We start from the raw sequence: 23961 nt of genomic DNA, 5'->3' as shown, positions 1-23961 counted from the left end.
CCAGCTTCAACCCGGCGTCGGTGACCTCCGGCAACTCCTCGACGCTGACGCTGTCGGTCGGCGCGTCCACCGCGCAGGGCACCTACCCGATCACCGTCACGGGCACGGGCACCGGCTCGACCACGCACAACGTGACCTTCAACCTCACGGTCGGCACCGGCAACCCCGGCGGCCGGACGTTCACCAACGACACCGACTACCAGATCAGGGACTACTCCACGACCACGAGCTCGATCACGTCCAACGCGACGGGCACCGCGGCGTCCCCGGTCAAGCTGTCCATCACGATCAGCCACACCTGCGCCGAGGACCTGAACATCCGGCTCCGCGGCCCGAGCGGCACCTACTACCTGGTCGACGCCTACGGCGGCACCTCCTGCACGCAGTACGGCACCAGGACCTTCACGGTCCCGGTCAGCCAGCAGGCGGCCGGCACCTGGACGCTCGACATCCGGGACGTCTACTTCGGTGACACCGGTTTCCTGGACTCCTGGACCATCACGGTCTGACCGTCGGACTCAGGGGTAGCGGGCCCCGGCCGGTCATCCGGCCGGGGCCCCTTCACGTCGTCGTGCGACCACCGGTCCGCACGATGATCAGGTGGCCTTGCCGCGGACGAGGTAGAGGTTCATGCCGGTGAAGTCGAGGGTGACGTTGTAGGGCTTGAAGAAGCAGTGGGCGAAGTGGGCCAGCCCGTCGAAGCCCGTCCCGTAGGGCCAGGGCACGTTGACCGGCATGTTCGGGTCGGCCTCGCAGTAGACGTGCCGGGCGACGGCGTCACCGAGACGGATCTCCTTCGGGTAGCAGGGATAGGTGATGGTCGGGTGGCTGTGGGCGAACGTCTCGATCGGGCGGTCCTGGTCGGTGCGCACCCCCAGGCGCTTGGCCACGTCCCCGGGCATGCCCGCGGCGATCTCGCCGAACCCGCCCAGGTTCACCCCCACCACCCGCTGTCCGGAATCGGCGATGCTGCCCAGGCTGTGCAGGTTGTGGTCGCGGGCCAGCCACAGCGGCAGAGGCGAGGCCCCCGCCCGTGCCGCGGCGGCGCGTGCCTTCCTGGCCGTCTCGGGGGTGCGGCGGCGCAGGATCAGCTGCCTGCCGGCGTAGTCGAACGTGGTCAGCAGGTGGTAGAAGACCCACGTGCCGATCATGCCGTCGCCGTCGGTGCCGACGTCGCCGCCCGACTCCGTCGACGACCACCCCACGGGGACGTTGCGCAGTTCGAGGTCGCCCAGTTTGAAGGACTCCAGCACTCCGTAGTAGACCCAGATGGGGGTGCCCTCGAAGTCGGTCTTCTGGCTGACCACGGGGGTCAGCCCGGCCTCCTTGGCCACCGACGCGGTCAGGCTCAGATTCGGGGCGCCGGTGTAGAACGTGAACTTCTTCGCCGGTCCGCCGTTGACCGAGGCCTCCACCAGCGGCCTCGGGTCCATCTGCTGGAACCGGACCCGGCCGACGTCGCCCTTGATCTGGTACGGCTCGCCGCTGACCGCCGCGAACCACTTGGCGTAGTCGTCCACACCGGCCGCCTTCCAGCAGGGGACGGAGAGGGCGAACTTGTCCTGCCGGATGTAGCAGTCGCCCAGGAGCTCGTTGGCCTCCTTGTCGCCGGGCGCCAGGCTGACCGCCGTCTTGAGGTATTTCTCGGCTTCGGCGAACCGGTTCGACAACAGCCCGACATGGCCACGCCCGCGAGCCGCGCTCAGGTTCTGGGGGTCCCTCTTCAGGATCTCCTCGTACGCGCGGCCGGCCTGCTCGAACTTCCCGGCCTTGAACAGCGCGTCCGCGTCGCCGCCGCCGGTCGCCGCCATGGCCGCGCTCTCCAGCAGCGGCGCGGTCGCGGCGGCGCCGGCCAGCACGGCGGCGCCCCGGAACAGCGACCTCCGGTCCCAGATTCCGTCATCGGTCAAAGCCTTCTCCCCTTCGTGATCGTCTTCGCCGCGACTCGCCGTGCGGCGGACGGTCACCGCACACGCCGGCACCGACGTGCTGTGATCCGCGCCTTCAGTGAAGACGGAAGCCTGTTGCCGTGGCGTACGCGTTTTTCGATACACCGGCGAGATGTCGCGCCGCCAGGACGATCTCTCGGTCGTTGCTCGTTCCCGCACCTCACCAAGGGTGTCGAGGAGCTGCCGCATCCCGTCGACCAGGCCGCTCCACTCGGCGCGCAGCATGGCGAGGTAGGTGCGACCCTCCGGGGTGATGGCGTAGTACTCGCGCGGCCTGGCCCGCCGTATCGGCGGTGAACCCGAGGACCGACAGCACGGCCGGCTCGATCGTGCCGCGGGCGAGCTCGCGACGCAGGCGGGCGACGGTCGCCGATCCCGTCCGGTCCGGGCGGCTCACCCCCGTGAGAAGATCTCGCAGAACGGGTGAAGCATGGACGGAAGGCAGCGATGTTCGCGATTTCCCTGGGTGACGACGGCGCCGAGCTGCGTCCGCTGGAGCCCTGGCGGGCCGAGGAGTTCCTGAGCCACGTGGACCGGGGACGCGAGTTCATCGGACGGTTCATCTCCCTGCCCGACCTCGTCACCGACCTGGAATCGGCCAGGGCGGTGCTCCAGGAGTACGCGGACAAGGCGGCGGCCGACATCGGGCGCATCTACGGCATCTGGGCCGACGGCGAACTGGCCGGCGGCGTGCTGTTCCGGACGATGGACGTCCGGCACGGCACCGCCGAGGCGGGCTGCTGGCTGGAACCGTCGGCGGCGGGCAAGGGCCTGGTGACCCGGGCCCTCCGCGTGATCATCGACTGGGCCGTCGAGGAACGCGGCATCCACCGCGTGGAGTGGCAGGCCGCGGCGGGGAACACGGCCAGCATCGCCGTGGCCCGGCGGCTCGGCATGACCAGGGACGGCGTACTGCGCGAAAGCCACCTGCACCGGGGCGAACGGCACGATGCCGAGCTCTGGTCGGTGCTCGCCCCGGAATGGCGGGCCAGCCGCCGACGGCCCTGAACCACCGGACGCCGGGCCCGCCGGTCAGGGGTGGATGCCGAAGGGGCCGAGCAGGCCGGTGTCGATCCGCATGGACTCCAGCAGGCCGTACGCGTTGTCCTCGGTGAACACGTCGGCGGCGGCCAGCCTGCCGAGGTAGCCGGCGACGACCGGGGCGGCGGCCTGCCGGGCGACCGCGTCCAGGTAGCCGGCGAAGATCGCCCACGCGTTGCCCGCCTGGCCGTACTTGTCGAAGAACGGCGCCGGGTCGAGCCTGGCGACCGTGTCCCGGACGCTGGTCCGCAGGTCGGCCAGGTACCGCTGTTGCAGGTGCCCGTCGGCGCGGGTGCCGAGACGGCCGAGATGGCCGCCGACGAGCGTGCGCCACGGATATCTCATGGCGATGTCGTGGGCCCGCAGCCAGCCTGGGACGTCCTGGGAGACGGCGAGGTTCTTGAACGGCACCCAGCCGGGATAGAGCACGTCGACCACCATCAGGGTCTCCTGCTCGGGGGCGTGGACGAAGATGTTGTCCGGTGAGTGGTTGGGGCCGTGGTGGGCCAGTTCGAGACGCTCGCCGCCGACCCGCAGCACGTGGTGGTCGTCGAAGGTGACCGTGGGCGCCGGCCGGTTCGGGTCCGCGTCCCGGCGCAGGAACCTCGCGGTCTCGGTGTGGGCGATGCGGACGACGTCCTTGCCGAAGATCGAGGCGGCTCCGATGTGGTCGGCGTGCGAGTGGGAGTAGACGAGGTGGGTCACCTGCCGGGGGCGGCCGTTGGCCCGGGTCACCTCCTCGACGGCGCGCAGCAGGTTGTGCCCGATGGTGGGCGGCGCGTCGACGAGGACGACGCCCTCCCGGGTGGTCAGGAACATGGCCTGGTAGGAGGAGTCGGTGACCCAGTACAGGTCGCCGGCGATCCGGCCGACGAAGTAGCCCTTGTCGTTGAGCGCCGGGCCCTTCGACGCCTCGGGGATGGGTGCGTAGTCGGGCAGGGTTCCGGAGGCCGCCGCTTCGCCGGTGCCGAGCAGGCCGGCGGCCAGGGACAGCGCCGACGCGGCGGTCGCCCGGCCGAGGAAGGTTCGCCTGCTGGAGCGGGCGGTGGTGTGGATCATGGGGATCGTCTCCGTTCGGAAGGTGTGCGCGGGACGGGCGGCCGGGCCGGGGCCGCGCCTGCCGCGGCTCCGGCCCGGTGGATCTCGCGCGGGATCAGCGGACGGTGCGGGCCGCCGCGGTGATGACGGCGGCGGTGGCGTCGGGGCGGGAGATCATGATCACGTGTGAGGCGTCCTTGACCTCGCTGGTGTGCGCGCCGGCGCGCTTGGCCATGAACCGCTGGGCCGCGGGCGGGATGGCCTGGTCGGCGCCGGCGACCAGGTACCAGGAGGGGATGGCCTGCCAGGCGGGCGGCCCGCTCGGGGAGCCGAGCGCGGCCAGGGAGGCCGGGCGCTGGGTGGCGGCCATCAGGGCGGTGTCGCGAGCGGGCAGGTCGGCGGCGAAGGCGGCGCGGAACGCCTCGCCGTCGATGTAGGCGTCGGTGCCGGTGCCGCCGCCGGGCAGCGGGTACTGGCGGGTGACCAGGCTGGTGGGCAACCGGCTGCCGGGGAACCGGCCGGTCAGGTCGAGCGCCGACTCGGCCTGCTCGGGGGCGAACGCGGCGACGAAGACCAGCGCCTTGACGTTGGGGTGGCCGGTGGCGGCGTTGGAGATGACCGCCCCGCCGTAGGAGTGGCCGACCAGGACGACCGGCCCGTCGATGGAGGAGACGACGCTCGACAGGTAGGCCGAGTCGCCCGCCAGGTCGCGCAGGGGATTGGCGGGGGCGATCACCGGGTAGCCGGCCCCCTGGAGCCGGGCCACCACCTTGTTCCAGCTCGACGCGTCCGCGAACGCGCCGTGGACCAGCACCACGGTGGGCTTGGCCGTACGCCGGGCCGCCGCGGTGGCCGGCGATGAGAAGGCCGTGACCAGGACGGCCAGGACGGCCAGCGCCAGCGGCAGCAGGATCCGGATTCCCGGCCGGGTGTGTGGGGACATTGCGGAGCTCCTTGGTAGCGGGGAAGTCGTCGGGTGGGGCGGGAACGTCGGGTGGGGCGGGTACTAGGCCACCGGAGGAGGACCGGCCACGCGCAGCCGGTACGCCATGGCCGAGGCGACGACGGCGTCGAGGTCGAAGGCGGCCGGCACGTCGTTCATGCCGGAGACGGGCGAGCCGTTGGCGGCGAACCAGTCCTCGATGCCGGCGGGGCCGAAGGCGACGACCATGCGGGCGTCCGGTGAGCGGACCAGGTAACTGTGCGGGACGCCGCGCGGGCCGTGCGCGACGGCGCCGGCGTGCAGGTCGTGGCGGTCGTCCCCGACGAAGAAGGTGATCTCGCCGTCGAGCACGATCCAGATCTCGTCCTCCGCCTCGTGGACGTGCAGGGGTGGCGCGTGGCCCTCGGGGTCGGTGAACTCCATCACGCTGAGGGCGCCGCCGGTCGCCGCGCCCGGCACCAGGACGCGGGCCCGGCCGCCGAGGAACCAGAAGGGGTCGCGCGGGTCGCCGGTGCGGGACGGACGTGGTCTGTGCATGGGGGCTCCTGTTCCGGGCGCCGGGTCAGCTCTTGGCGAGGAAGCGCAGGAGGGTGCGGGTGAGCTGCCGGGGCTGTTCCTCGAAGATCCAGTGACCGGAGTTCTCGACGACGATCCCGGTCACGTCCTTGGCGTACCGGCGGACCTGGGCCGGGACGAAGTCGCCGAGGCTGCCGCGGGCGCCGATGGCGAGCACGGGCATGGTGAGCTTCTTCGCGCCGTACACGCGGTTGTCGGCGACGTCCTCGGGGAGGGCGCGGAACCAGTCGAAACTCGCCCGCAGGTGGGCGTCGTCGCGCAGGTAGCGGGCGTACTCGCGGACCTGTTCGTCGCCGACGCCGTTCTTCTTCACCTCGAGGGAGTCGGCGAAGCTCTCCACCCACTGCTCCTCCCTGCCCTTCACCATGCGCTCGGGCAGGCCGTTGGTGAGGCTGAAGTAGCCGAAGTTCCAGAAGCCCGGCCCCTTGGCGGTCAGGGACGGGAAGGTGAACAGGCTCTTGTCGGGGATGGGCGCCTCGCTGAGGACCAGCCTGGTGACGTCGCGGGGGTGGGCGGCGGCGTAGGCGTAGGCGACCATCGTGCCTATGTCGTGCCCGACGAGCCTGATCTTCCGGTTGAGGCCGAGCTCGGTCAGCAGCCCGTGCACGTCGGCGGCGAGGGTCTTCTTGTCATAGCCTCCGGCGGGTGCGTCGCTCCTGCCCGCGCCGCGCAGGTCCGGCGCGATGACCGTGTAGTGCTCGGCGAGTTCCGGCAGGACCTCGCGCCAGGTGTACCAGGTCTGCGGGTAGCCGTGCAGCAGCACCAGTGTCGGGCCGCGTCCGCCGCGCACGTAGTTGATCGCGACGTCGCCGACGCGGACCTTCTTCTCCTGGAAACCCGCGGGGAGGCGCGGCTCCCGGCCGGTCTCCGACGGCGTCCCGGAGACGACGGCCGTGACGGGCGCCCGCGCGGCCTGGGCGGAGGCGGCGGGCGCGAGGGAGGCGAGCAGGCCGATCACCGCGATCGGGACGACGACGCCGGGGCGTCGCAGGCGGTTCGCCGGGGGCTTGGGCAGTGCTGTGGTCATGGCCAAACCGTAGGAACCGGCCCGGCCGCCGGGCGAGCGTCACCTGACTGCGTCACCCAGCGCGACGTGGCCGCGGCACCGGGAGGCGGCCCGAGGTGGCCGCCGAGCTCGCCGTAAGCTTTGGGTGATCTCCACCGGACGCGGCGAAGGAGCACTCGATCACCACACCCGGCTTCGCGGAGGTGCTGCGCCGCCACCGGCACGCGGCACGTCTGACACTGGAGCAACTCGCCGCGGCCTCAGGGGTCAGCGACCGGACGCTGTCCGACATGGAACGCGGACGCAGCAAGGGCCCCCAGCACCGGACCGTCACCGCCCTGGCCGACGCCCTCGGCCTCGGCGACGCCGACCGCAGGCACCTGGTCGAGCTGGCGCGGGAGGGCCGCCTGCGCGATCACTGGGCCCGCCCGACCGGGCTGTGCGAGCTGCCGCGCTCCGTCGACGACTTCACCGGCCGCGTCGCGGGACTGGCCTGGACCAGCGAGCTCCTGCGCGCCGGGGACGCGCCGGGCGCCGCGGGCGTCGGGCTCATCACCGGCTCCGCCGGGCTGGGCAAGACCACCTTGACCATCCGCGCCGCCCACACCCTGCGGCCCGACTTCCCCGACGGGGTGTTCTTCCTCGACCTGTTCGGCATGTCCCCGCAGCCCCTGCCCGTCGAGGAGGCCCTGGGCCTGCTGCTTCGCGCCCTCGGCGTCGCCGACCAGCAGATCCCGGCCGACGTCACCGAACGGGCGTCCATGTACCGGTCCCTGCTGCGCGACCGGCGCGTGCTGATCGTGCTCGACAACGCCGCCTCCGAGGAGCAGGTCCGGCCGCTGCTGCCGGGCGGCGGCGCGGGGAGGGCCCTGGTGACCAGCCGCCGCCTGCTGGCCGGTCTGGAAGGAGTGCGCAGGCTCGCCCTCGGGCCCCTGTCCCTGCTGGAAGCCGCCGAGCTGCTGACCGGAATACTCAAGGACCGCGGCGCCGCCGACGACGGATCGGCCGTCGGGCAGCTCGCGCAGCTGTGCGGCGGTCTGCCCCTCGCGCTGCGGATCGCCGGAAATCGGCTGGAACGCCGCCGACCTAGCCGCCCGGCTGACGAACGAGGAGCGCCGCCTGGACCAGCTCAGCGCCGGCGATCTCAAGATCGCCACCGCGTTCGGGCTGTCCTACGAGCAGCTGGCCAACGCGACGCGACGGCTCTTCCGCCGGCTCGCCCTGGTGCCGGGCCGCGACTTCGACGCCGCTCTGGCCGCCGTGGTGGGCGGCACGTCGATCGAGGAGGCATGGGACGCCCTCGACGAACTCGTCGACCTCGGTCTGCTGCAGGACAACGCGTCGGGACGCTACCGCTTCCACGACCTGGTCCGGCTGTTCGCCCGCGACCGGCTCCAGCAGGAGGAATCCACGGCCGAGCGCGACGCGTTCACCGCGGCGATGATGTCGTGGCTGCTGCGGACGGCCACGATCGCCGGGCGGTGGTTCGATCCCGGGTACGGCGATCCCGGCCGAGCCGACCCCGATGCCGCTGAGCTGTCCTCCTTGGAGGAGGCCGACCATTGGCTGCGCGTGAATGCGGACAACTGGCTGGGCGCGTTACGTCACGGGGCCGGCATCGGCCGGTTCGCCGCCGTCCTCGACTGCGCCGAGGCGATGGACTGGTTCTCCGACCGGTGGATGCACGCGCCGCACTGGCACGAGGTCTTCACCCTCGGCGCCGAGGCCGCCGCCGCCCTGGGCGATCAGGCCCGGCAGGCCACGCAGCTGAACATGCTGGCCTGGGTCCATCTGCTGCCGCGAGACGATCCGGAGACCACGCTGCGGTACACGGCCCAGGCGACGGACCTGGCCACCCGCAGTGGTGCCACGATCCAGGTCGCCCTGGCCCACCACCATGCGGGGGGCGCGCTCCGACGGCTCGGGCGGCTCGACGAGGCCATCGCGTCGGAAACCCGGGCGGCGGAGATCTACCAGGCCAACGGCGACATCGATCGGTACTGCCACTCTCTCGGCGGCCTCGGCACCTGCCTTCGCGATGCCGGACACTACGCCGAGGCACTGGAGCAGTACCTCGGCTTGCTGGACCTGCTGAACGACGACCGCTCGGGGACGACTCCGAGCGTCGCGGCGCTCCTCCGGCCGATCGTGCTGGCCCGTGTCGGCGAATGTCTGGCACTGCTCGGCCATCGGGCTGAGGCGATCAGCAAGCTCACCGAGGCGATCAGCCTCATGGAGCAGGGCCGGTTGGCCTTCTCGCAGGCCCGCTCTCTGGAGACGCTGGCGGCCCTGCTGGCCGAGGAGGACCGGACCGGCGAGAGCCACCAGGCCTATGCGCGGGCGGCCGAGGTGTACCAGGCCATCGGCGATGCCGAGGCGAGCAGCCGCTGCCGTGATCTGGCGATCGCCGCATCCTGACCGTTCCGCGCTACTTCTGCGTCCTGTTCTGCGTGGCCGGACGACGAGCGCGCGACTTGGATGGAGGGCACCAGGACAGGCGCCGGGCCTGTCCGTCCGGCTCAGGAGCGACCATGACCGCCATCAGGAACGTCGTGCTCGTGCACGGCGGTTTCGTGGGCGGATCCGGCTGGCAGGGCGTCTATGACGAGCTGACCAGAGACGGCTTCCGTGTTCACGTCGTGCAGCATCCGGCGCTGTCGCCGGCGGACGACGCCGCGCTGACCCGCCGGGTCCTGGACTCCCTCGACGGCCCGGCCGTCCTGGCCGGCCACTCCTACGGCGGGGTCGTCATCGGCGAGGCCGGCGCCCACCCCAACGTCACGTCGCTGGTCTACGTCGCCGCGTTCGTCGCCGACGAGGGGGAATCGGTCGGCGCCCTCATCGCCGCGTCGCCTCCGGGCGCTCCGGCGCCGCCCCTCCTCCCGCCGCGGGAGGGCCTGCTCTTCCTCGACCGTGACAGGTTCGCCGCCTCCTTCGCCGCCGACCTGCCCGGCCAGGTGGCCGCTTTCATGGCCGACTCCCAGGTCCCGTGGGGCGTGGACGCCCTGGACGGGCCGGTCGGCGAACCGGCCTGGCGGCACAGGCCCAGCTGGTACCTCGTCGCGACCGAGGACCGGATGATCCCGCCGCCGGCTCAGCGCTGGATGGCCGGGCGCGCCGGGGCGAAGGTCGTCGAGGTCATCGGCGGCCACGCCGTGCACGTCTCCCAGCCCGTCGTCGTCGCCGACCTCATCCGCGAGGCCACGGCCTGACGGCGTAGGAACTGAACCCATCAGTGAAAGGCCGGAACCCCTCATGACCCGCGTTCCCGAAGAAGGCGCGACCTCCGACCGCTGGGACGCCATCCCGGCGGACGCCGTCACCGTGATGGTGCGATCCGCCGGCCGCAGTGACGGCGGGTTCGATGGACGGGAGCCCTGGCGCAAGCGATCATGGCTGCATATGCCAGTAAATCAGCCAGTAAGGGCACTTTTCGGGCGAGAGTGCGAACAGCGGCGGCTCGGCGAGTTCGTGGACGGCGTCCGCCAGGGCGGCGGGGCGATGCTGGTGCGCGGCGAGGCGGGGATCGGGAAGTCCGCCCTGCTGCTGGACACCGCGAAGGTCGCCGCCGCGCGGGGCATGCGGATCCTGCGGACGGCGGGGGTGGAGTCGGAGACGCACATGCCCTTCGCCGGCCTCCACCAGGTGCTGCTTCCGCTGCGCACCGAGATCGGGCACCTGCCCGCCCCGCAGCGAGACGCGCTGGGAGCGGCGTTCGGGCTGACGGACGCCCGGGTGCCGGACCCGTTCCTCATCGCCCTGGCGGCGCTGAACCTCCTGGGCGAGGCCGCCGCGCGCTCGCCCGTCCTGCTCCTCGTCGAGGACGCCCACTGGCTGGACCGCGCCAGCGCGGACGTGCTCGCGTTCGTCGCGCGCCGGCTGGACTCCGAACCCATCGTGCTGCTGGCCGCGATCCGCGACGGCTTCCCGAGTTCCCTCGACGGGGCAGGGCTGCCGGAACTGCTCCTCGACCGGCTCGACGACACCGCCGCGACCGCCCTGCTGGACGTCCACAGCCCCGCCCTGACGCCGACCGTGCGCACCCGATTGCTGCGCGAGGCGGCGGGAAACCCGCTGGCCCTGGTCGAGCTGCCGATCGCCGCGGAGACGCAGGACGGGAAGGGCCCCCTGCCGCCGGGCTGGCTCCCGCTGACCACCCGGCTGGAACAGACCTTCACCGCCCGCATGTCGGGACTGCCGCCGGTCCTGCGGACCATGCTGCTGGTGGCCGCGCTCAACGACAGCCCCGCACTCCCGGAGATCCTCGACGCCACCGCGCTGATCACCGGCGCGCCGGTCACGGCCGACGACCTGAATCCCGCCGTGGCTGTACGGCTGGTGGACGTGCACGAGGCCGGACTGTCGTTCCGGCACCCGCTCATGCGCTCGGCGATCTACCAGGGCGCGAGCATCTCCCAGAGGCGCGCCGCGCACGCCGCCCTGGCCGAGGTCCTGCACGACCGGCCGGACCGTCGCCTCTGGCACCGGGCGGCCTCCACCCCCAGGCCGGACGAGAGCATCGCCGCCGAGCTGGAGACCGCGGCCGCGAGCGTGCGGCGCCGGGGCGACCTGCTGTCGGCCGTCGCGGCGCTGGAGCACGCGGTCAGGCTCAGCGAGGACCCCGCCCACCGGTGCGAACGCCTGGTGCGGGCCGCCGAGTACGCGGCCGAGATGGGACGCCGCGACGTCGTCACGCGCCTGCTCGGCGAAGGCGAGCCGCTGCGGCTGTCGGCCCGGCAGCGGGCCCGCATCACGTGGATCCGCGAGACCTTCGAGGACGGCATCCGTGACGACAGCGCGGCCGCCCATTCGCTGGCCGACCTCGCCGAGAGCATGGCGGCCCAGGGAGACGTCGATCTCGCGCTGAAACTCCTGTCCAGCGCGTCCTTGCGGTGCTTCTGGGCCCATGCCGACGAGCGGTCGCGGCAACGCGTCGTCACCGTGGCCGAGAGCCTGCCCGTCGACGAACTGGACGGGCGGTTGCTGACGGTCCTGGCGTTCGCGGCCCCCGTCGAGCGCGGCGAGGTCGTCATCGAGCGACTTCGCCACCTGGCCGCCCACCCGGCCGGCGGCCCGGCTGCTCGGCTGCTCGGCAGTTCGGCGTTGATGGTGGGGGCGTTCGACCTGTCGGAGGAGTTCTGCGCCGCGTCGCTGCCCGTCCTGCGCTCGCAGGGCCGGCTCAGCCTCCTGGCGCGGGACCTCGGGGCGCAGGCGTGGAGCGCGGCCCGGCTGGCCGACCTGAGCGTGGCCATCCCCGCCGCCGAGGAGGCGGCCCGCCTGGCGTACGAGACGTCCCAGCCGCTGATGCACGCCATCGCCCAGGCGTCGGGCGCGATGCTCGCCGCGCTGCGCGGCGAGCAGGATCGCGTGGAGAGCCTCGCGGTGGCGGCCGAGCAGGTGGCGCTGCCCGTCGGAGCCCGTCCCGTGCTGGCCACGGTGCAGCTCGCGCGCGGCCTGGCCGCGCTGGGCGAGGGACGGTACGGCGATGCCTTCGACCACCTGCGACGGATGCACGACCCCGCCGACCCGGCCTTCCACCTGGCGCTGCGCTGCTTCTCCCTGGCCGAGCTCGCGGACGCCGCGGTGCACAGCGGTCAAGGTCACGCGGTGGCGGGCATCGTCGAGGAACTGGAGGCGGTCGCGCTCACCACGCCGTCGTCGTCCTTGCACGCCGACCTGCGCTACGCCCGGGCCGTCCTGGCCGACGAGGCGGCGGCGGAACCCTACTTCGACGCCGCGCTCGCCGCCGACCTGCGACGATGGCCCTTCGTCCGGGCCCGGGTGCAGCTGGCGTACGGGGAGTGGCTGCGGCGCCAGCGGCGGACGGCCGAGTCGCGGGCGCCCCTGCGCATGGCCCGCGAGACGTTCGACGCCTTGGGGGTGATCCCCTGGAGCGAGCGGGCACGTCAGGAGCTGCGGGCCTCCGGCGAGAGCAGCCGCACCCGCACCAGTGAGCCGCGCGACGTCCTGACCGCGCAGGAGCTCCAGATCGCCCAGATGGCGGCCGACGGCCTGACGAACCGGGAGATCGGCGAGAAGCTGTATCTGTCCCGCCGGACCGTCAGCTCCCACCTCTACCGGATCTTCCCCAAACTGGGCGTCACCTCGCGGTCGGCGCTGAACTCGGCCCTGCGCGCGTCCCTCTGACCTCACCGCCGCGCTGCGGTTGACGCCGAGTGACGCCGAGTGACGCCGAGTGACGCTGGGTGGCGCTGGGTGACGCAGTCATGTGACGCTCGCCGGGCCCGCGGAGGGCTTCCTACGGTGAGGCCATGACCACAGGCACATCGTTCAAGAACGGCAGCACGCCGACCGTCGTCCTGGTCCACGGCGCCTTCACGGACGCGTCGAGCTGGGCGGGCGTGATCGCCGAGCTCCAGGAGTCCGGCATCCCCGTCACCGCGGTGGCCAACCCGCTGCGCGGAGCGGCCACCGACGCCGCCTACCTGGCCGGCGTCGTGGCCGCGATCGACGGTCCGGTCCTGCTGGTGGGGCACTCCTACGGCGGTGTGGTCATCACCGTGGCCGCGGCCGAGCTGGACAACGTCGTCGGGCTGGTCTACGTGGCCGCCTTCGCCCTGGAGGAGGGGGAGAGCGTGCTGGACGTCACGGGCCGTTTCCCCGACAGCCTGCTGGGCCCGGCGCTGCGGCCGGCCGTCCTCCGCACGCCCGACCGGGCGGAGGCCGTGGAGCTGTACCTCAGGGAGGACCGGTTCCCCGTCGTGTTCGCCGCCGACCTGCCCGAGCGCCTCACCTCGGTGGCGGCCGCCGCGCAACGCCCGATCGCGGCCGTGGCGTTCGAGGAGAGCTCCCCGGACGCGAGCTGGAAGACCCTGCCGTCCTGGTACGTCGTGGCCACCGCCGACCAGGCGATCCATCCCGACGCACAACGTTTCATGGCCCGGCGCGCCGGGGCCGACACCGTCGAGGTCGAGGCGTCGCACGCGATCGCGCTGTCACGACCGGCAGCCGTGGCCGGTCACATCCGCACCGCCGCGACCGCGCCCCACGCGGTCGGGCACACCCGTCCGGCACAGAGGAGCAACCGATGAGCGCATCGACCATCCCCGTCATCTTCATCCACGGTCTGTGGCTGCACGCCACCTCCTGGTCCTCCTGGATCGAGCTGTTCACGGCCGCCGGGTACGACGCCACGGCCCCCGGCTGGCCGGGCGACGGCGACAGCGTCGAACTGTCCAGGAAGGACCCCGACAGCATCGCCGACCACGGCATCGACGACGTCGTCGCCCACTACACGGAGATCATCAACGCCCTGGACGTCAAGCCGATCCTCATCGGCCACTCCTTCGGCGGCATGATCGCCGAGAAGTTGCTCGGGCAGGACCTGGCCAGGGCCGCGATCGCGATCGACGCCGCCCAGATCAAGGGCGTGCTGCCGCTGCCGCTGTCGGCGCTGCGCTCGACGCTGCCGGTGTTCCGGAACCCGGCCAACAAGCACCGGGCCGTCTCCCTCACCCTCGACCAGTTCACCTACGCGTTCGGCAACGCCGTCCCGCCGCAGGAGGCCGCCGAGCTGTACGAACGCTGGACCATCCCCGCGCCGGGCAAGCCGCTGTTCGAGGCCGCCGCCGCCAACTTCTCCCCCCACTCGCCCGCCAAGGTCGACACCGGCAACAACGTCCGGGGGCCGCTGCTCCTGATCGCCGGCGGCAGGGACCACACCGTCCCGGAGACCGTCACCAAGGCGACACTCAAGCAGTACCGGGACTCCACCGCGATCACCGACTTCCAGGAGTTCCCCGATCGCGGCCACTCGCTGACCATCGACCACGGCTGGCGCGAGGTCGCCGACGCCTGCCTGACCTGGCTCGCCGAGAACGGCCTGCGGACGAGCTGAGCACGCCCCGCGGCGTTGACCACCTTCCCCGGCCAACGCCGCGGCCGCGCGGCCGCTTGACCCTGACGCAGGGTCAATGTCCCAGCATGGCGGCATGACCACGACAACCCGTACGAACCGCACCCCGTCCGGCGACCTGACGGTCCACCACGACGGCGTCACGATCCCGCTGTCCCGCGGCGGACGGGGACGCCCGCTGGTGTTGTGCCCCGGACTGAACTCCACCCAGGACGGCCTGCGCGAGCTGATCGAGCTGCTGCGGCGCGACCACGAGGTGGTGACCTTCGACCTGCGGGGCCACGGCCTCACCTCGGCCGCCGACCGGTACTCCTTCGAGTCGTTCCTCGGTGACCTGGACGCCGTGATGGCGCGGGTGGGACGGCTCGGCCTCGACCAGGCCCCCGTGCTCGTGGGCTACTCGCTGGGGGCGGACCTGGCCGTGCATCACGCCGCCGCCCATCCGGGGAGCGTCGCCGGGCTCGTCCTGATCGACGGGGCGAACCCGGTGCCCGAGCCGTTCCTCACCGAGGACGCCCTGCCGGAGTTCCGCGCGATGTGGACGGAGCTGGCCGCCCGGCAGCGGGCCGAGCACGGCACCCCGCGCCAGGTGCTGCTCACCGCCGAGCAGATCCTCGACCTGAACGTCGAGATCGACGCGGTCCGCTCCGGGATCCTGTCCCGGTACGAGAGCGTCGACCGGCCGATCACCATGATCATGTCGACCTCGATGGCGGGCGGCGGCGACGAGCGGGCGGCCCGGTTCGACCGGAACTGGAGGGCCGGGGTCGAACGGCTGGTCCGGCGGCGGCCGCACATCGCCACGTCCTGGGTCGACGCCGGGCACGGGCTGGTCTTCACGCACGCCGCGCAGGTGGCCCGGATCGTCGGCCGGGCGGCCTCCTGACCACTTCTGGGAGGCTGGTGCGGTGCTGACCATCGGGGAGCTGGCGTCGTACGCGGGGGTGACCGTGCGGGCGGTGCGGCACTACCACGCCAAGGGGCTGCTGCCCGAGCCGGAGCGGGACCGCTCCGGCTACCGCAGGTACGACGCCGCCGCCGTGGTCGAGCTGATCAGGATCCGCACCCTGGCCGAGGCCGGGGTGCCGCTCGCGCGGGTGCGGGAGCTGCTGGGGGCCGGGGAGGAGGAGTTCGCCGCCGCGCTCGCCGACATCGACCGGCGGCTGCTCGCCGAGATCCGGCAGCGGCGGCGTCACCGGGAGCGGATCGCCCGGCTGGCCGCCGGGGACAGCCTGGCGCTGCCGCCGGAGGTGGTCGGGTACCTCGACCGGCTGCGGGCCCTCGGCGTGGACGAACGGATCGTCCGGGCCGAACGTGACGGCTGGATCCTGCTGGCCGCGCACTCGCCCGGCCGCGTGCCGGAATGGATGGCCCGCAAGCGGGAGCAGCTCGCCGACCCGGACTTCACCGGCTTCTTCCGCATCCTGAGCCGGGCCCTCTCGCGCTCCGCCGACGACCCGCGGCTGGCCGGGATGGCCGACGAGCTGGCCGCCTACCTCACCCGGCTGGCCGCGGAGCGGGGCGCGGGCTACGTGGACGACCTCGACGTCGAGCCGTCGTTCGTCCAGCTGATGGACGGCCTGGCGTTCGACGCCGTCCCACCCGCGCGCCGGCTGATCGAACTGCTGCGGCGGCGCGGCTGGACCGGCTGGACCAGGCTGGAACGCGTGGACCCGCCGCCCGGCTCGTGAGGCCCGGCGGCCGGCTCAGCCGTCGAGGAAGCGTTCCAGCTCCGCGGTGACGAAGCGGGGGTTCTCCTCGACCAGCCAGTGCCCGGCGCGCGGCACGTCCACCGCGCGGACGATCTTCGTCAGCCGCGCGGACACCGTGGCCCGGATCGCGTCGAGCTGCCCTTGGGCGGTCATGAGCAGGGCCGGGACGCCCACCGGCGCCGCCGCCTTCGTGTCGCGGACGTCCTGGTCGAGAGCGCGGTAGAGCTCGAAGCCGCCCGACAGGGCCGCCGGCCGGCTGTAGGTCCTGGCGTACTCGGTGATCTCGGCCTCGGTGAACGGCGACCTGTCGGAGGTGCCGCCGAACGCCGTCCCGCCGTAGGAGACCTGGGGGTAGAACAGCGCCAGGTACTCGCGGACGTCGTCGCCCACCACCGCCTCGGGCACCCGTCGCTGGGAGTGGAAGGCGATGTGCCAGCTCAGCGACCGGTACGTGGCCGCGTCGACGGCCGGGCCGGGCAACGGCAGGTCCAGGTAGCCGAGGCGGGCGGTGTCGCCGGGGAACTGTGCGGCGTACTGGAACGCCACCGCGGCGCCGAAGTCGTGGCCGACGACGGCGGCGTCCCGGACGCCGAGCCGGTCGGCGATCAGTTTGTGCACGTACCGGGCCAGGGTGGCCTTGTCGTAGCCGGTCGGCGCGCCGGTGCTGTCGCCCAGCCCCGGCAGGTCCACGGCGTAGACGGTGTGGTGCCTGGCGAGCTCCGGCATGATCGGCCACCAGCCGTACCAGGTCTGGGGCCAGCCGTGCAGCAGCACCACCGGCGAGCCGCCGCCGCCCTTCACGTAGTGCATGCGCACGCCGTCGACGTCGGCGAACCCGTGCCGGAACGTGTTCCCGAACCGGGGATCGTCCTGGGTGGCGGCGGCGTACGAAGGCGCGCCGGCGGCGGTCGGCGTCGAGCAGGCGGCGGTGATCGGGAGCAGGAGGGCGAGCGCGACGGCCGCCACCCTGGAACGGGCCGGGCGGCCCGGCGCCCGCCGCAATACGGTGATCATGTGGTCCTGTCCTGAGAGTGGTGGCGTCAACGGCCGGTCGTGCCGTCGATCAGTTCGCGGAGGATGTCGGCGTGCCCCGCGTGGCGGCCGGTCTCCTCGATCATGTGGGCGAGCGCCCACCGCACGCTGGGCGCGGGACGGCCCGGCCGTGGGCGGGGGAGCGGCGCGCCGAGGTCGGCGCACGTGTCGAGCACGGCGTTCGCCTGTTCGACCGCCTCCCGGTAGCGGGCGACGACGTCGGCCGCACTGTCGTCCGGCGCGGCCCGGAACGTCGCGGGCCAGGAGGTGACCTCCGCGCCGAGGAAGATGGCGCGTTCGACGTGGGTCAGGTGGTGCAGCAGGCCGAGCAGGTTCGTGCCCGAGGGCACGGCGGCGGTCCTCGCCCGCGGTTCCGGGGCGCCCTCGACCTTCGCGGCGATCGAGGAGCGCAGGTAGTCGAGGAAGCCGCGCAGGGTCTCCGTCTCGCTGCTCCCGGTGAGGGGCGGCGGGGTGTCGCGACGGCGCACGGGTCTCTCCCTTCCTGGTTCTGTACGAGGGCCCTGGTTCTGTACGAGGGTCAGCCGGTCCGGCGGACGAGCAGGACGTGGTCGGTCACCTCGGCGGTGCGCCCGTCCGGTCCCGTGGCCAGGCGGCGGGGCGCGTCGGCCCGCTCGGTCGTCCAGGTCGCCGCGTCCAGGGCGAGGCCGGCGGCGACCTCCTGGGGGCTCGGGTGGCGTACGCCGGGGTCCTGGTTCCACGACCAGGGCGCGGTCGAGCCGTGGTCGACGACCAGCAGGCGCCCGCCGGGACGCAGGGCGCGCGCGGCCGAGCGCAGGACGGCGGTGCGGTCCAGGTCGTCCGGCGTGTGCAGGTAGTGGGCGCAGATCAGGTCGAACGCGCCGGAGGGGAAGGACGCGCCCAGGTCATGACGTACGGGGGTGAGCCGGTCGTCCAGGCCGTGCCCGCGCGCCAGGGCGGCCAGCCGATCGACCGCCACGGCCGAGACGTCGGCGGCGGTGACCCGCCAGCCCCGGCCGGCCAGCCACAGGGCGTCGCCGCCCTCCCCGCATCCCAGGTCCAGCGCGTCGCCGGGCGGCAGGCCCGCGACCAGTTCGGTGAGGCGGGCGTTCGGCCGCGGATCGGTCGCGGCGGGACGTGCCGCGTACACGTCGTCCCAGAACTCGCTCATCGAGACTCCTTCCGTCGGTGTGTGCTCCATCCGACCAGGGGGCCGCCGATCTGGCACGAAAACTTGCGGTTATGGCAAGATGCCTGCATGCAGGACGACATGGACGAGGTGCTGGGCGCGGTCGGGCCGCGCCTTCGCGCGCTGCGCCGTCATCGGGGCATCACCCTCGCCGACCTGGCGACGACGACCGGGGTCTCGGAGAGCACGCTGTCCCGGCTGGAGAGCGGGCAGCGCCGGGCGACGCTGGAGCTGCTGCTCCCGCTGGCCCGCGTCTACGACGTCCCGCTGGACGACCTGGTCGGCGCCCCGCGCACCGGCGACCCCCGGATCCACCTCAAGCCGATCACCCGGTTCGGCATGACGTTCGTGCCCCTGTCCCGGCGGCCGGGCGGGATCCACGCGTTCAAGATGATCATTCCGCCGCGGGCCGAGCCGCTCGAACCGACCCCGCAGACCCACGACGGCTTCGAGTGGCTCTACGTCCTCACCGGCAGCCTGCGGCTCGTCCTCGGCGACCGCGACCTGACGCTGCCGGCCGGCGAGGCGGCCGAGTTCGACACGTCCATGCCCCACTGGCTGGGCAGCGCCGACGGCGGCCCGGTGGAGCTGCTCATCCTGTTCGACCCGCAGGGGATGCGCACGCACATCCACGCCGACCCGCACCGGCCCGCCCACTGACGCGTCCGGCGGCCCATCCACGGCCTGACCTTCACTTTGTTGCGGACAACAGGTGCCGAAGCCCGTTTTCGGGGGAGAAGGGAGTGGCTTCGAGTGCCTAGTGATGGGAGTGGTGACCGTGGAGGGGTCCGGGGGAGCGATTCGGGTCGGTGTGGAGGAGGAGTTCCACATCATCGACGCGAACACACGCCGGGTGACCGCGCGGGCGGGGGTGCTGCTGAGCGCGCTGCCAGAGGAGAGCTTCACGCACGAGCTGCAGCGGTCGATGGTCGAGGCCAACAGCGCGCCTTTCCTGGACCTGGACGACCTGGCCCGCGACCTGTGCCGGCTGCGGCGCAGGCTGATCGGCACCGCCGACGAGCTGGGGCTGGGGATCGCGGCGGTCGGCACGCCGCAGCTCGCCGACCTGGACGAGGTGAAGGTCTCCCCTGACCAGCGTTACGAGAAGATGCTCAGCGACTTCCAGGTGCTGACCCGTGAGCAGCTCATCTGCGGCACGCACGTGCACGCCGAGGTGCCCGACCCCGATCTGGCGGTCGTGGTGGCGCACCGGCTGACGCCCTGGCTGCCGCCGCTGCTCGCGCTCAGCGCCAGCTCGCCGTTCTGGGACGGGGCCGACACCGGCTATGCCAGCTATCGCACGCTGGTGTGGCAGCGGTGGCCGACGGCGGGGCCCATGGGCAGGTTCGACTCGGCGGCCGACTACCAGGAGATGGTGCGAGGGCTGATCCGGTCAGGGGTGATCACCGATCCGGGGATGATCTACTTCGACGTCCGGCCCTCGCAGCACGTGCCGACCGTGGAGCTGCGGATCTGCGACGCGTGTCCCCGGGTGGAGGACGTCGTGCTGATCGCCGGGCTGTTCCGGGCGCTGGTGGCCAGGGAGCTGGCGGCCGCGCGCCGCGGTCACGGGCCGGAGGTGCAGCTGGAGGCGGCGCGCGCGGCGACCTGGCAGGCCGCCCGGTGGGGGCTGGAGGGTGAGCTGGTCGATCCGGTGCACGGGGTGCCGCGCCCGGCGGGGGAGGTGGTCGAGGGCCTGGTGGCGGGCCTGCGTCCGCAGCTGGAGGCGGCCGGGGACTGGGAGCTGGTGACGGGGCTGACCCGGCAGATCCTGGGGACGGGCACGTCCGCGGCCCGGCAGCGGTCGGCGTTCGCGAGGCGGGGCAGCCTGGTGGACGTGGTCGACCTGGTGCTCAGCGAGACCCGCGTGTGCGAGTGGGACCGGCCGACGGGGGACCACGACCTCCCTTCGTGCCGGCCGGCGGCTTGATGACGGACGTTCGGCGAGGCGGAGGGGCTGAGGCATGTGCGGGTTGAGCGGCGAGTTCAGGTTCGACGGCGAGGAGGCCGACGTCGGCGCGGTGGGCCGGATGACCGACGCGATGCACGATCGCGGGCCGGACGGCTCCGGCCTGTGGGCGCAGGGGCCCGTCGCGATGGGCCACCGGCGGCTCAAGATCATCGACCTGTCGGAGAAGGCCGCCCAGCCGATGGTGGACGCCGGGCTCGGCCTGGCGGTGGTGTTCAACGGCTGCCTGTACAACTACCGTGAGCTGCGCGAGGAGCTGCGCGGCGCGGGCTACCGGTTCTACTCCACCTCCGACACCGAGGTGCTGCTGAAGGCTTACCACCGGTGGGGGGTCGCCTGCGTCGACCGGTTCAAGGGCATGTTCGCCTTCGCCATCCACGAACGCGACAGCGGCCGACTGGTCCTCGGCCGCGACCGGCTCGGGATCAAACCCATGTACGTGACCCGCGACGCCCGCCGCCTGCGCTTCGCCTCGACCCTGCCCGCGCTGGTCGCCGGCGGCGGCACGGACACCGGGATCGACCGGGTGGCGCTGCACCACTACATGACCTTCCACTCGCTCGTGCCCGGCGAGCGCACGATCCTCGCCGGGGTGCGCAGGCTGCCGGCGGCCACCGTCCGGGTCGTCGAGGCGGACGGCACGAGCGCCGATCACCGCTACTGGAACCCGTCCTACACCCGCTCGGCCCTGCCCGAGCAGGCCGGGCTGAGCGACGAGGAGTGGCGGCGGGCCACCCTGGAGGCCCTGCGCACGGCGGTGCGCCGGCGGATGGTCGCCGACGTGCCGGTGGGCGTGCTGCTCTCCGGCGGCCTGGACTCCAGCCTCATCGTGGCGCTGCTGGCCGAGGAGGGGCAGAGCGGCCTGACCACCTTCAGCATCGGCTTCGAGCCGGCCGGCGGCGAGCAGGGCGACGAGTTCGCCTACTCCGACCTGGTGGCCGACCGGTTCGGCACCGACCATCACCGCATCAGGATCCCCGACGCCCGCCTGCCGGCGGGGCTGGAACGGGCGGTGGGCGCCATGAGCGAGCCGATGGCCAGCCACGACTGCGTCGCCTTCTACCTGCTGTCGGAGGAGGTCGCCCGGCACGTGAAGGTCGTCCAGTCGGGCCAGGGCGCCGACGAGGTGTTCGCGGGCTACAGCTGGTTCCCGCCGCTGGCGGACGTGCCGCGCGAGCAGGCGGCCGACGTCTACCACCGGGAGTTCGCCGACCGTCCGCACCACGAGCTGTCCGGCGTCCTGACGCCCGGCTACCTGGTGGAGCAGGACGTCAGCGGCGACTTCATCAGGGACCACGTGGCGCGTCCGGGCGCCGACACCGCGCTCGACGCCGTCCTCCGCCTGGAGACCACGGCCATGCTCATCGACGATCCGGTCAAACGGGTCGACAACATGACCATGGCCCACGGACTGGAGGCCCGCACGCCGTTCCTCGACCACGAGCTGGTCGAGCTGGCCGCCGCCTGCCCCGACGGGCTCAAGCTGGCCCACGGCGGCAAGGGCGTGCTCAAGGACGCCGCCCGCCGGCTGCTGCCCGCGCAGATCATCGACCGGCCCAAGGGCTACTTCCCGGTGCCCGCCGTCCGGCACGTCGAAGGGGACCTCCTGGAGCTCGTCCGGGACGCGCTCACCAGTCAGGCCGCCCGCTCGCGCGGCCTGTTCCGGCCGGAGTTCGTCCGGCGGCTGCTGGCCGACCCCGAGGCCGACAGGGCGACGACGGGCGTCAGCACGCTCTGGCAGCTCGGCCTGCTCGAACTGTGGCTCCAGGCCCACCACGTGTGATGCCGGACATCCTCGGCGGCCTGTCGCACCTGCCGTCACCCGCCGCGCTGGACGCCTGGAGCTGCCGACGGCCGACCCTGGCGCCGGACAACAGCGCCGTGGCCTTCGTCAGCGACCGGGACGGCACACCCCGGCTGTGGGTCCAGCCGCTCGGCAAGGGCCTGGACGCCTGGGAGATCGACACCGGCCCCCAGCCGGTCGTGGACGTGAGCTGGGGGCCGACGGGCGAGCGGCTGGCCGTCCTGCTGGCCCCCGGCGGCGGCGAGCACACGCAGGTGTGGACCGTGCGGCCGCACGGCGGCGAGCTGCGGCCGCTCGCCCTCCCGCACGGGTCCGCCGCGCTCGTCCGATGGACCGGCCGGGGCGAGTCGGTCCTGCTGGCCGAGACGTCCGCCACCGGCCTGACCCGGGCCGAGCTGGCCGACGCCGCCACCGGCGCGCGCCAGGTCATCGCCGTGGGCGAGCTGCTGTGGCCGGCCGCCGTCAGCCGCGACCACGCGCGCATGCTGCTGCGGCGCGGGCCGCGCGGCCTGCGCCGGATGCACGCCGCCGACGCCCTGCCCGGCCATCCGCCGGGCGGCGAGCGCGACCTGCTGCCCGGCCTGCGCGGCTCGACCGACCAGGGGGCCCTGTCGCCCGACGGCGAGATCGCCTACCTGGTGTCGGACGCCGGCCGCGACCGGGCCGCGCTGCTGGCGGTGCGGCGCAACGCCTACCCCGTCGTGCTGGCCGAGCGGCCGGACGCCGAGCTGGACCAATTCGCGCTCAGCGCCGACGGCCGCCGCGCCGTCCTGGTGTGGAACGAGCACGGCCGCTCGGCGCTGGACGTCGTCGAGCTGCCCGCCGCGCACGTCCGGCCGCTCCCGCCGCCGCCCGCCGACGTGGTCACCTCGGTCCGCGTCGCCTGGGACGGCGGCACGGCGGTGCTCGCCGCCGAGAGCCCCGAGGAGCCCTCGCACGTGCTGCTGTGCGACCTGTCCGCCGGGACGTACCGGTACGCCGCCGGGGCCGGCCGGCTTCACGAGGCGACCGGCGCCGAGCTGCTGCGCTTCCCGGCCCGCGACGGGCTGGAGCTGGCCGCCTGGCTCTACCGTCCCGTGCACGCGCAGGGGCCCGCGCCGTTCGTCGTGTCGCTGCACGGAGGGCCGGAGGACCAGGAACGTCCCACCTTCAACCCGCTCTACCAGAACCTCCTGGCGGCCGGGATCGGCGTGCTGGCGCCCAACGTACGCGGTTCGGGCGGGTACGGGCGGGCCTTCCGCCAGGCCGACGACCTGGCGCTGCGCTTCCGCGCCGTCGAGGACGTCGCCGACTGCGTCGCGGTGCTGGTGCGGACGGGCGCGGCCGACCCGTCCAGGCTGGCCTGCATGGGCTGGTCGTACGGCGGCTACCTGACCCTGGCCGCCCTCGTCACCCATCCCCGGCTCTTCCGCGCGGGTGTGGACATGAGCGGCATCGCCGACTTCGAGACCTTCTACGCCCGTACGGAACCGTGGATCGCCGCCGCGGCGGTGTCGGAGTACGGGCACCCGGAGACCGACCGGGACCTGCTGCGCGCCCTGTCCCCGCTGCGCGCCTTCGACCGGCTGACCGCCCCCCTCCTGGTCGTGCACGGGGCGCAGGACACCAACGTGCCGGTCCACGAGGCCCGGCAGGCGTTCGAGGCGGCCCGCGCCCGCGGGGTGCCGAGCGACCTGCTGATCTTCGAGGACGAGGGCCACGACATCCGCAACCGGTCCAACCGGATCAGCCTCGTCTCCAAGGTCCTGGACTGGCTCGACCACTACCTGTGGGCCTCCCCGTCCGCGCCTCGACCTTGATCGGGCGTACGGAGGCGGCCATCATGGTGGCGGTCCCGTCGTGGTGGA

Annotated in this window: 21 protein-coding genes and 1 pseudogene; 14 read left to right on the top strand and 8 right to left on the bottom strand. The window is 73.2% G+C overall.

Features of this window, described 5'->3' with window-relative positions; all coding sequences use genetic code 11:
- A partial coding sequence (locus ABZ815_RS47640; protein ID WP_357708621.1) for a proprotein convertase P-domain-containing protein occupies positions 1-509 on the top strand: 509 nt, incomplete at its 5' end.
- An 87-nt stretch (positions 510-596) separates the two neighbouring features.
- Here ABZ815_RS47640 and ABZ815_RS47635 read toward each other — a convergent pair.
- Positions 597-1910, bottom strand: coding sequence for a tetratricopeptide repeat protein (locus tag ABZ815_RS47635; protein WP_357708618.1), 1314 nt, complete (start codon positions 1908-1910; stop codon positions 597-599).
- A gap of 486 nt (positions 1911-2396) precedes the next feature.
- Here ABZ815_RS47635 and ABZ815_RS47630 point away from each other — a divergent pair, with 486 nt between their 5' ends.
- Positions 2397-2957: a GNAT family protein gene (locus ABZ815_RS47630; RefSeq protein WP_357708615.1), complete on the top strand. Its 561-nt coding sequence runs from the start codon at positions 2397-2399 to the stop codon at positions 2955-2957.
- Positions 2958-2981: 24 nt separating this feature from the next.
- On the opposite strand, the gene ABZ815_RS47625 is transcribed toward ABZ815_RS47630, so the two are convergent.
- From ABZ815_RS47625 to ABZ815_RS47610, 4 genes are all read right to left on the bottom strand, one after another.
- Positions 2982-4049, bottom strand: coding sequence for an MBL fold metallo-hydrolase (locus ABZ815_RS47625; protein ID WP_357708612.1), 1068 nt, complete (start codon positions 4047-4049; stop codon positions 2982-2984).
- Positions 4050-4143: 94 nt separating this feature from the next.
- Entirely contained in the window at positions 4144-4971 is an 828-nt protein-coding gene (locus ABZ815_RS47620) for an alpha/beta hydrolase (protein WP_357708610.1), read from the bottom strand.
- 63 nt (positions 4972-5034) lie between these two features.
- Positions 5035-5508, bottom strand: a complete 474-nt coding sequence (locus tag ABZ815_RS47615) for a cupin domain-containing protein (protein WP_357708608.1) — start codon at positions 5506-5508, stop codon at positions 5035-5037.
- 25 nt (positions 5509-5533) lie between these two features.
- On the bottom strand, positions 5534-6574 hold the full coding sequence (locus ABZ815_RS47610; RefSeq protein ID WP_357708606.1) for an alpha/beta hydrolase: 1041 nt from the start codon (positions 6572-6574) through the stop codon (positions 5534-5536).
- Positions 6575-6756: 182 nt separating this feature from the next.
- Between ABZ815_RS47610 and ABZ815_RS47605 the strand changes: the two are divergent.
- The 8 genes and pseudogenes from ABZ815_RS47605 to ABZ815_RS47570 all read left to right on the top strand — a co-directional run.
- Positions 6757-7569 (top strand): annotated as a pseudogene (locus ABZ815_RS47605) (helix-turn-helix transcriptional regulator); the annotation flags it as partial.
- 208 nt (positions 7570-7777) lie between these two features.
- Positions 7778-8971 (top strand): tetratricopeptide repeat protein, encoded by a 1194-nt coding sequence (locus tag ABZ815_RS47600; RefSeq protein WP_357708604.1) that lies wholly within the window; start codon positions 7778-7780, stop codon positions 8969-8971.
- 113 nt (positions 8972-9084) lie between these two features.
- Positions 9085-9765, top strand: a complete 681-nt coding sequence (locus ABZ815_RS47595) for an alpha/beta hydrolase (RefSeq protein ID WP_357708602.1) — start codon at positions 9085-9087, stop codon at positions 9763-9765.
- A gap of 43 nt (positions 9766-9808) precedes the next feature.
- On the top strand, positions 9809-12700 hold the full coding sequence (locus ABZ815_RS47590; RefSeq protein ID WP_357708599.1) for an AAA family ATPase: 2892 nt from the start codon (positions 9809-9811) through the stop codon (positions 12698-12700).
- Positions 12701-12825: 125 nt separating this feature from the next.
- On the top strand, positions 12826-13605 hold the full coding sequence (locus ABZ815_RS47585; RefSeq protein WP_357708597.1) for an alpha/beta hydrolase: 780 nt from the start codon (positions 12826-12828) through the stop codon (positions 13603-13605).
- A complete protein-coding gene (locus ABZ815_RS47580) occupies positions 13602-14411 on the top strand; it encodes an alpha/beta hydrolase (protein ID WP_357708595.1) in 810 nt (269 codons plus the stop codon). The genes ABZ815_RS47585 and ABZ815_RS47580 overlap by 4 nt, the downstream gene beginning before the upstream one ends.
- A 94-nt stretch (positions 14412-14505) precedes the next feature.
- A complete protein-coding gene (locus ABZ815_RS47575; protein WP_357708593.1) occupies positions 14506-15315 on the top strand; it encodes an alpha/beta fold hydrolase in 810 nt (269 codons plus the stop codon).
- 22 nt (positions 15316-15337) lie between these two features.
- Positions 15338-16120, top strand: coding sequence for a MerR family transcriptional regulator (locus tag ABZ815_RS47570; RefSeq protein ID WP_357708591.1), 783 nt, complete (start codon positions 15338-15340; stop codon positions 16118-16120).
- Positions 16121-16135: 15 nt separating this feature from the next.
- Here the strand turns inward: ABZ815_RS47570 and ABZ815_RS47565 are convergent, their stop codons facing one another.
- Genes ABZ815_RS47565 through ABZ815_RS47555 form a run of 3 tightly spaced genes read right to left on the bottom strand, consistent with a single transcriptional unit; the run spans position 16136 to position 18323 of the window.
- Positions 16136-17155 carry an alpha/beta hydrolase gene (locus tag ABZ815_RS47565; RefSeq protein ID WP_357708589.1) on the bottom strand — a complete coding sequence of 340 codons (1020 nt, stop codon included), beginning with the start codon at positions 17153-17155 and terminating at the stop codon, positions 16136-16138.
- A gap of 26 nt (positions 17156-17181) precedes the next feature.
- Positions 17182-17661, bottom strand: coding sequence for a DinB family protein (locus ABZ815_RS47560; protein WP_357708587.1), 480 nt, complete (start codon positions 17659-17661; stop codon positions 17182-17184).
- A 50-nt stretch (positions 17662-17711) separates the two neighbouring features.
- Entirely contained in the window at positions 17712-18323 is a 612-nt protein-coding gene (locus tag ABZ815_RS47555) for a class I SAM-dependent methyltransferase (protein WP_357708585.1), read from the bottom strand.
- 87 nt (positions 18324-18410) lie between these two features.
- Between ABZ815_RS47555 and ABZ815_RS47550 the strand changes: the two genes are divergently transcribed.
- The 4 genes from ABZ815_RS47550 (at position 18411) to ABZ815_RS47535 (ending at position 23913) form a co-directional block, all read left to right on the top strand.
- Positions 18411-19001 (top strand): XRE family transcriptional regulator, encoded by a 591-nt coding sequence (locus ABZ815_RS47550; RefSeq protein ID WP_357708583.1) that lies wholly within the window; start codon positions 18411-18413, stop codon positions 18999-19001.
- 103 nt (positions 19002-19104) lie between these two features.
- A complete protein-coding gene (locus ABZ815_RS47545; RefSeq protein ID WP_357708581.1) occupies positions 19105-20271 on the top strand; it encodes a glutamate--cysteine ligase in 1167 nt (388 codons plus the stop codon).
- Between the two features lie 34 nt (positions 20272-20305).
- Positions 20306-22093 (top strand): N-acetylglutaminylglutamine amidotransferase, encoded by a 1788-nt coding sequence (locus tag ABZ815_RS47540; RefSeq protein WP_357708579.1) that lies wholly within the window; start codon positions 20306-20308, stop codon positions 22091-22093.
- Complete coding sequence (locus ABZ815_RS47535; RefSeq protein WP_357708577.1) at positions 22093-23913, top strand: S9 family peptidase; 1821 nt, start codon at positions 22093-22095, stop codon at positions 23911-23913. The genes ABZ815_RS47540 and ABZ815_RS47535 overlap by 1 nt, the downstream gene beginning before the upstream one ends.
- Positions 23914-23961: the final 48 nt, after the last annotated feature.

Source organism: Nonomuraea sp. NPDC047529, assembly GCF_040642995.1.
Lineage (GTDB): Bacteria > Actinomycetota > Actinomycetes > Streptosporangiales > Streptosporangiaceae > Nonomuraea.
Note: the sequence above shows the minus strand (reverse complement) of the source record. Positions and strands in the feature narration are given on the sequence as shown.

Bases quoted from the DNA above. Each gene is read 5' to 3' on its own strand.
- ABZ815_RS47555 (WP_357708585.1), bottom strand. From the start codon at position 18,323: ATGAGCGAGTTCTGGGACGACGTGTACGCGGCACGTCCCGCCGCGACC.
- ABZ815_RS47550 (WP_357708583.1), top strand. From the start codon at position 18,411: ATGCAGGACGACATGGACGAGGTGCTGGGCGCGGTCGGGCCGCGCCTT.
- ABZ815_RS47535 (WP_357708577.1), top strand. From the start codon at position 22,093: ATGCCGGACATCCTCGGCGGCCTGTCGCACCTGCCGTCACCCGCCGCG.
- ABZ815_RS47615 (WP_357708608.1), bottom strand. From the start codon at position 5,508: ATGCACAGACCACGTCCGTCCCGCACCGGCGACCCGCGCGACCCCTTC.
- ABZ815_RS47620 (WP_357708610.1), bottom strand. From the start codon at position 4,971: ATGTCCCCACACACCCGGCCGGGAATCCGGATCCTGCTGCCGCTGGCG.
- ABZ815_RS47630 (WP_357708615.1), top strand. From the start codon at position 2,397: ATGTTCGCGATTTCCCTGGGTGACGACGGCGCCGAGCTGCGTCCGCTG.
- ABZ815_RS47545 (WP_357708581.1), top strand. From the start codon at position 19,105: ATGGGAGTGGTGACCGTGGAGGGGTCCGGGGGAGCGATTCGGGTCGGT.
- ABZ815_RS47590 (WP_357708599.1), top strand. From the start codon at position 9,809: ATGACCCGCGTTCCCGAAGAAGGCGCGACCTCCGACCGCTGGGACGCC.
- ABZ815_RS47580 (WP_357708595.1), top strand. From the start codon at position 13,602: ATGAGCGCATCGACCATCCCCGTCATCTTCATCCACGGTCTGTGGCTG.
- ABZ815_RS47565 (WP_357708589.1), bottom strand. From the start codon at position 17,155: ATGATCACCGTATTGCGGCGGGCGCCGGGCCGCCCGGCCCGTTCCAGG.
- ABZ815_RS47540 (WP_357708579.1), top strand. From the start codon at position 20,306: ATGTGCGGGTTGAGCGGCGAGTTCAGGTTCGACGGCGAGGAGGCCGAC.
- ABZ815_RS47610 (WP_357708606.1), bottom strand. From the start codon at position 6,574: ATGACCACAGCACTGCCCAAGCCCCCGGCGAACCGCCTGCGACGCCCC.
- ABZ815_RS47575 (WP_357708593.1), top strand. From the start codon at position 14,506: ATGACCACGACAACCCGTACGAACCGCACCCCGTCCGGCGACCTGACG.
- ABZ815_RS47595 (WP_357708602.1), top strand. From the start codon at position 9,085: ATGACCGCCATCAGGAACGTCGTGCTCGTGCACGGCGGTTTCGTGGGC.
- ABZ815_RS47625 (WP_357708612.1), bottom strand. From the start codon at position 4,049: ATGATCCACACCACCGCCCGCTCCAGCAGGCGAACCTTCCTCGGCCGG.
- ABZ815_RS47585 (WP_357708597.1), top strand. From the start codon at position 12,826: ATGACCACAGGCACATCGTTCAAGAACGGCAGCACGCCGACCGTCGTC.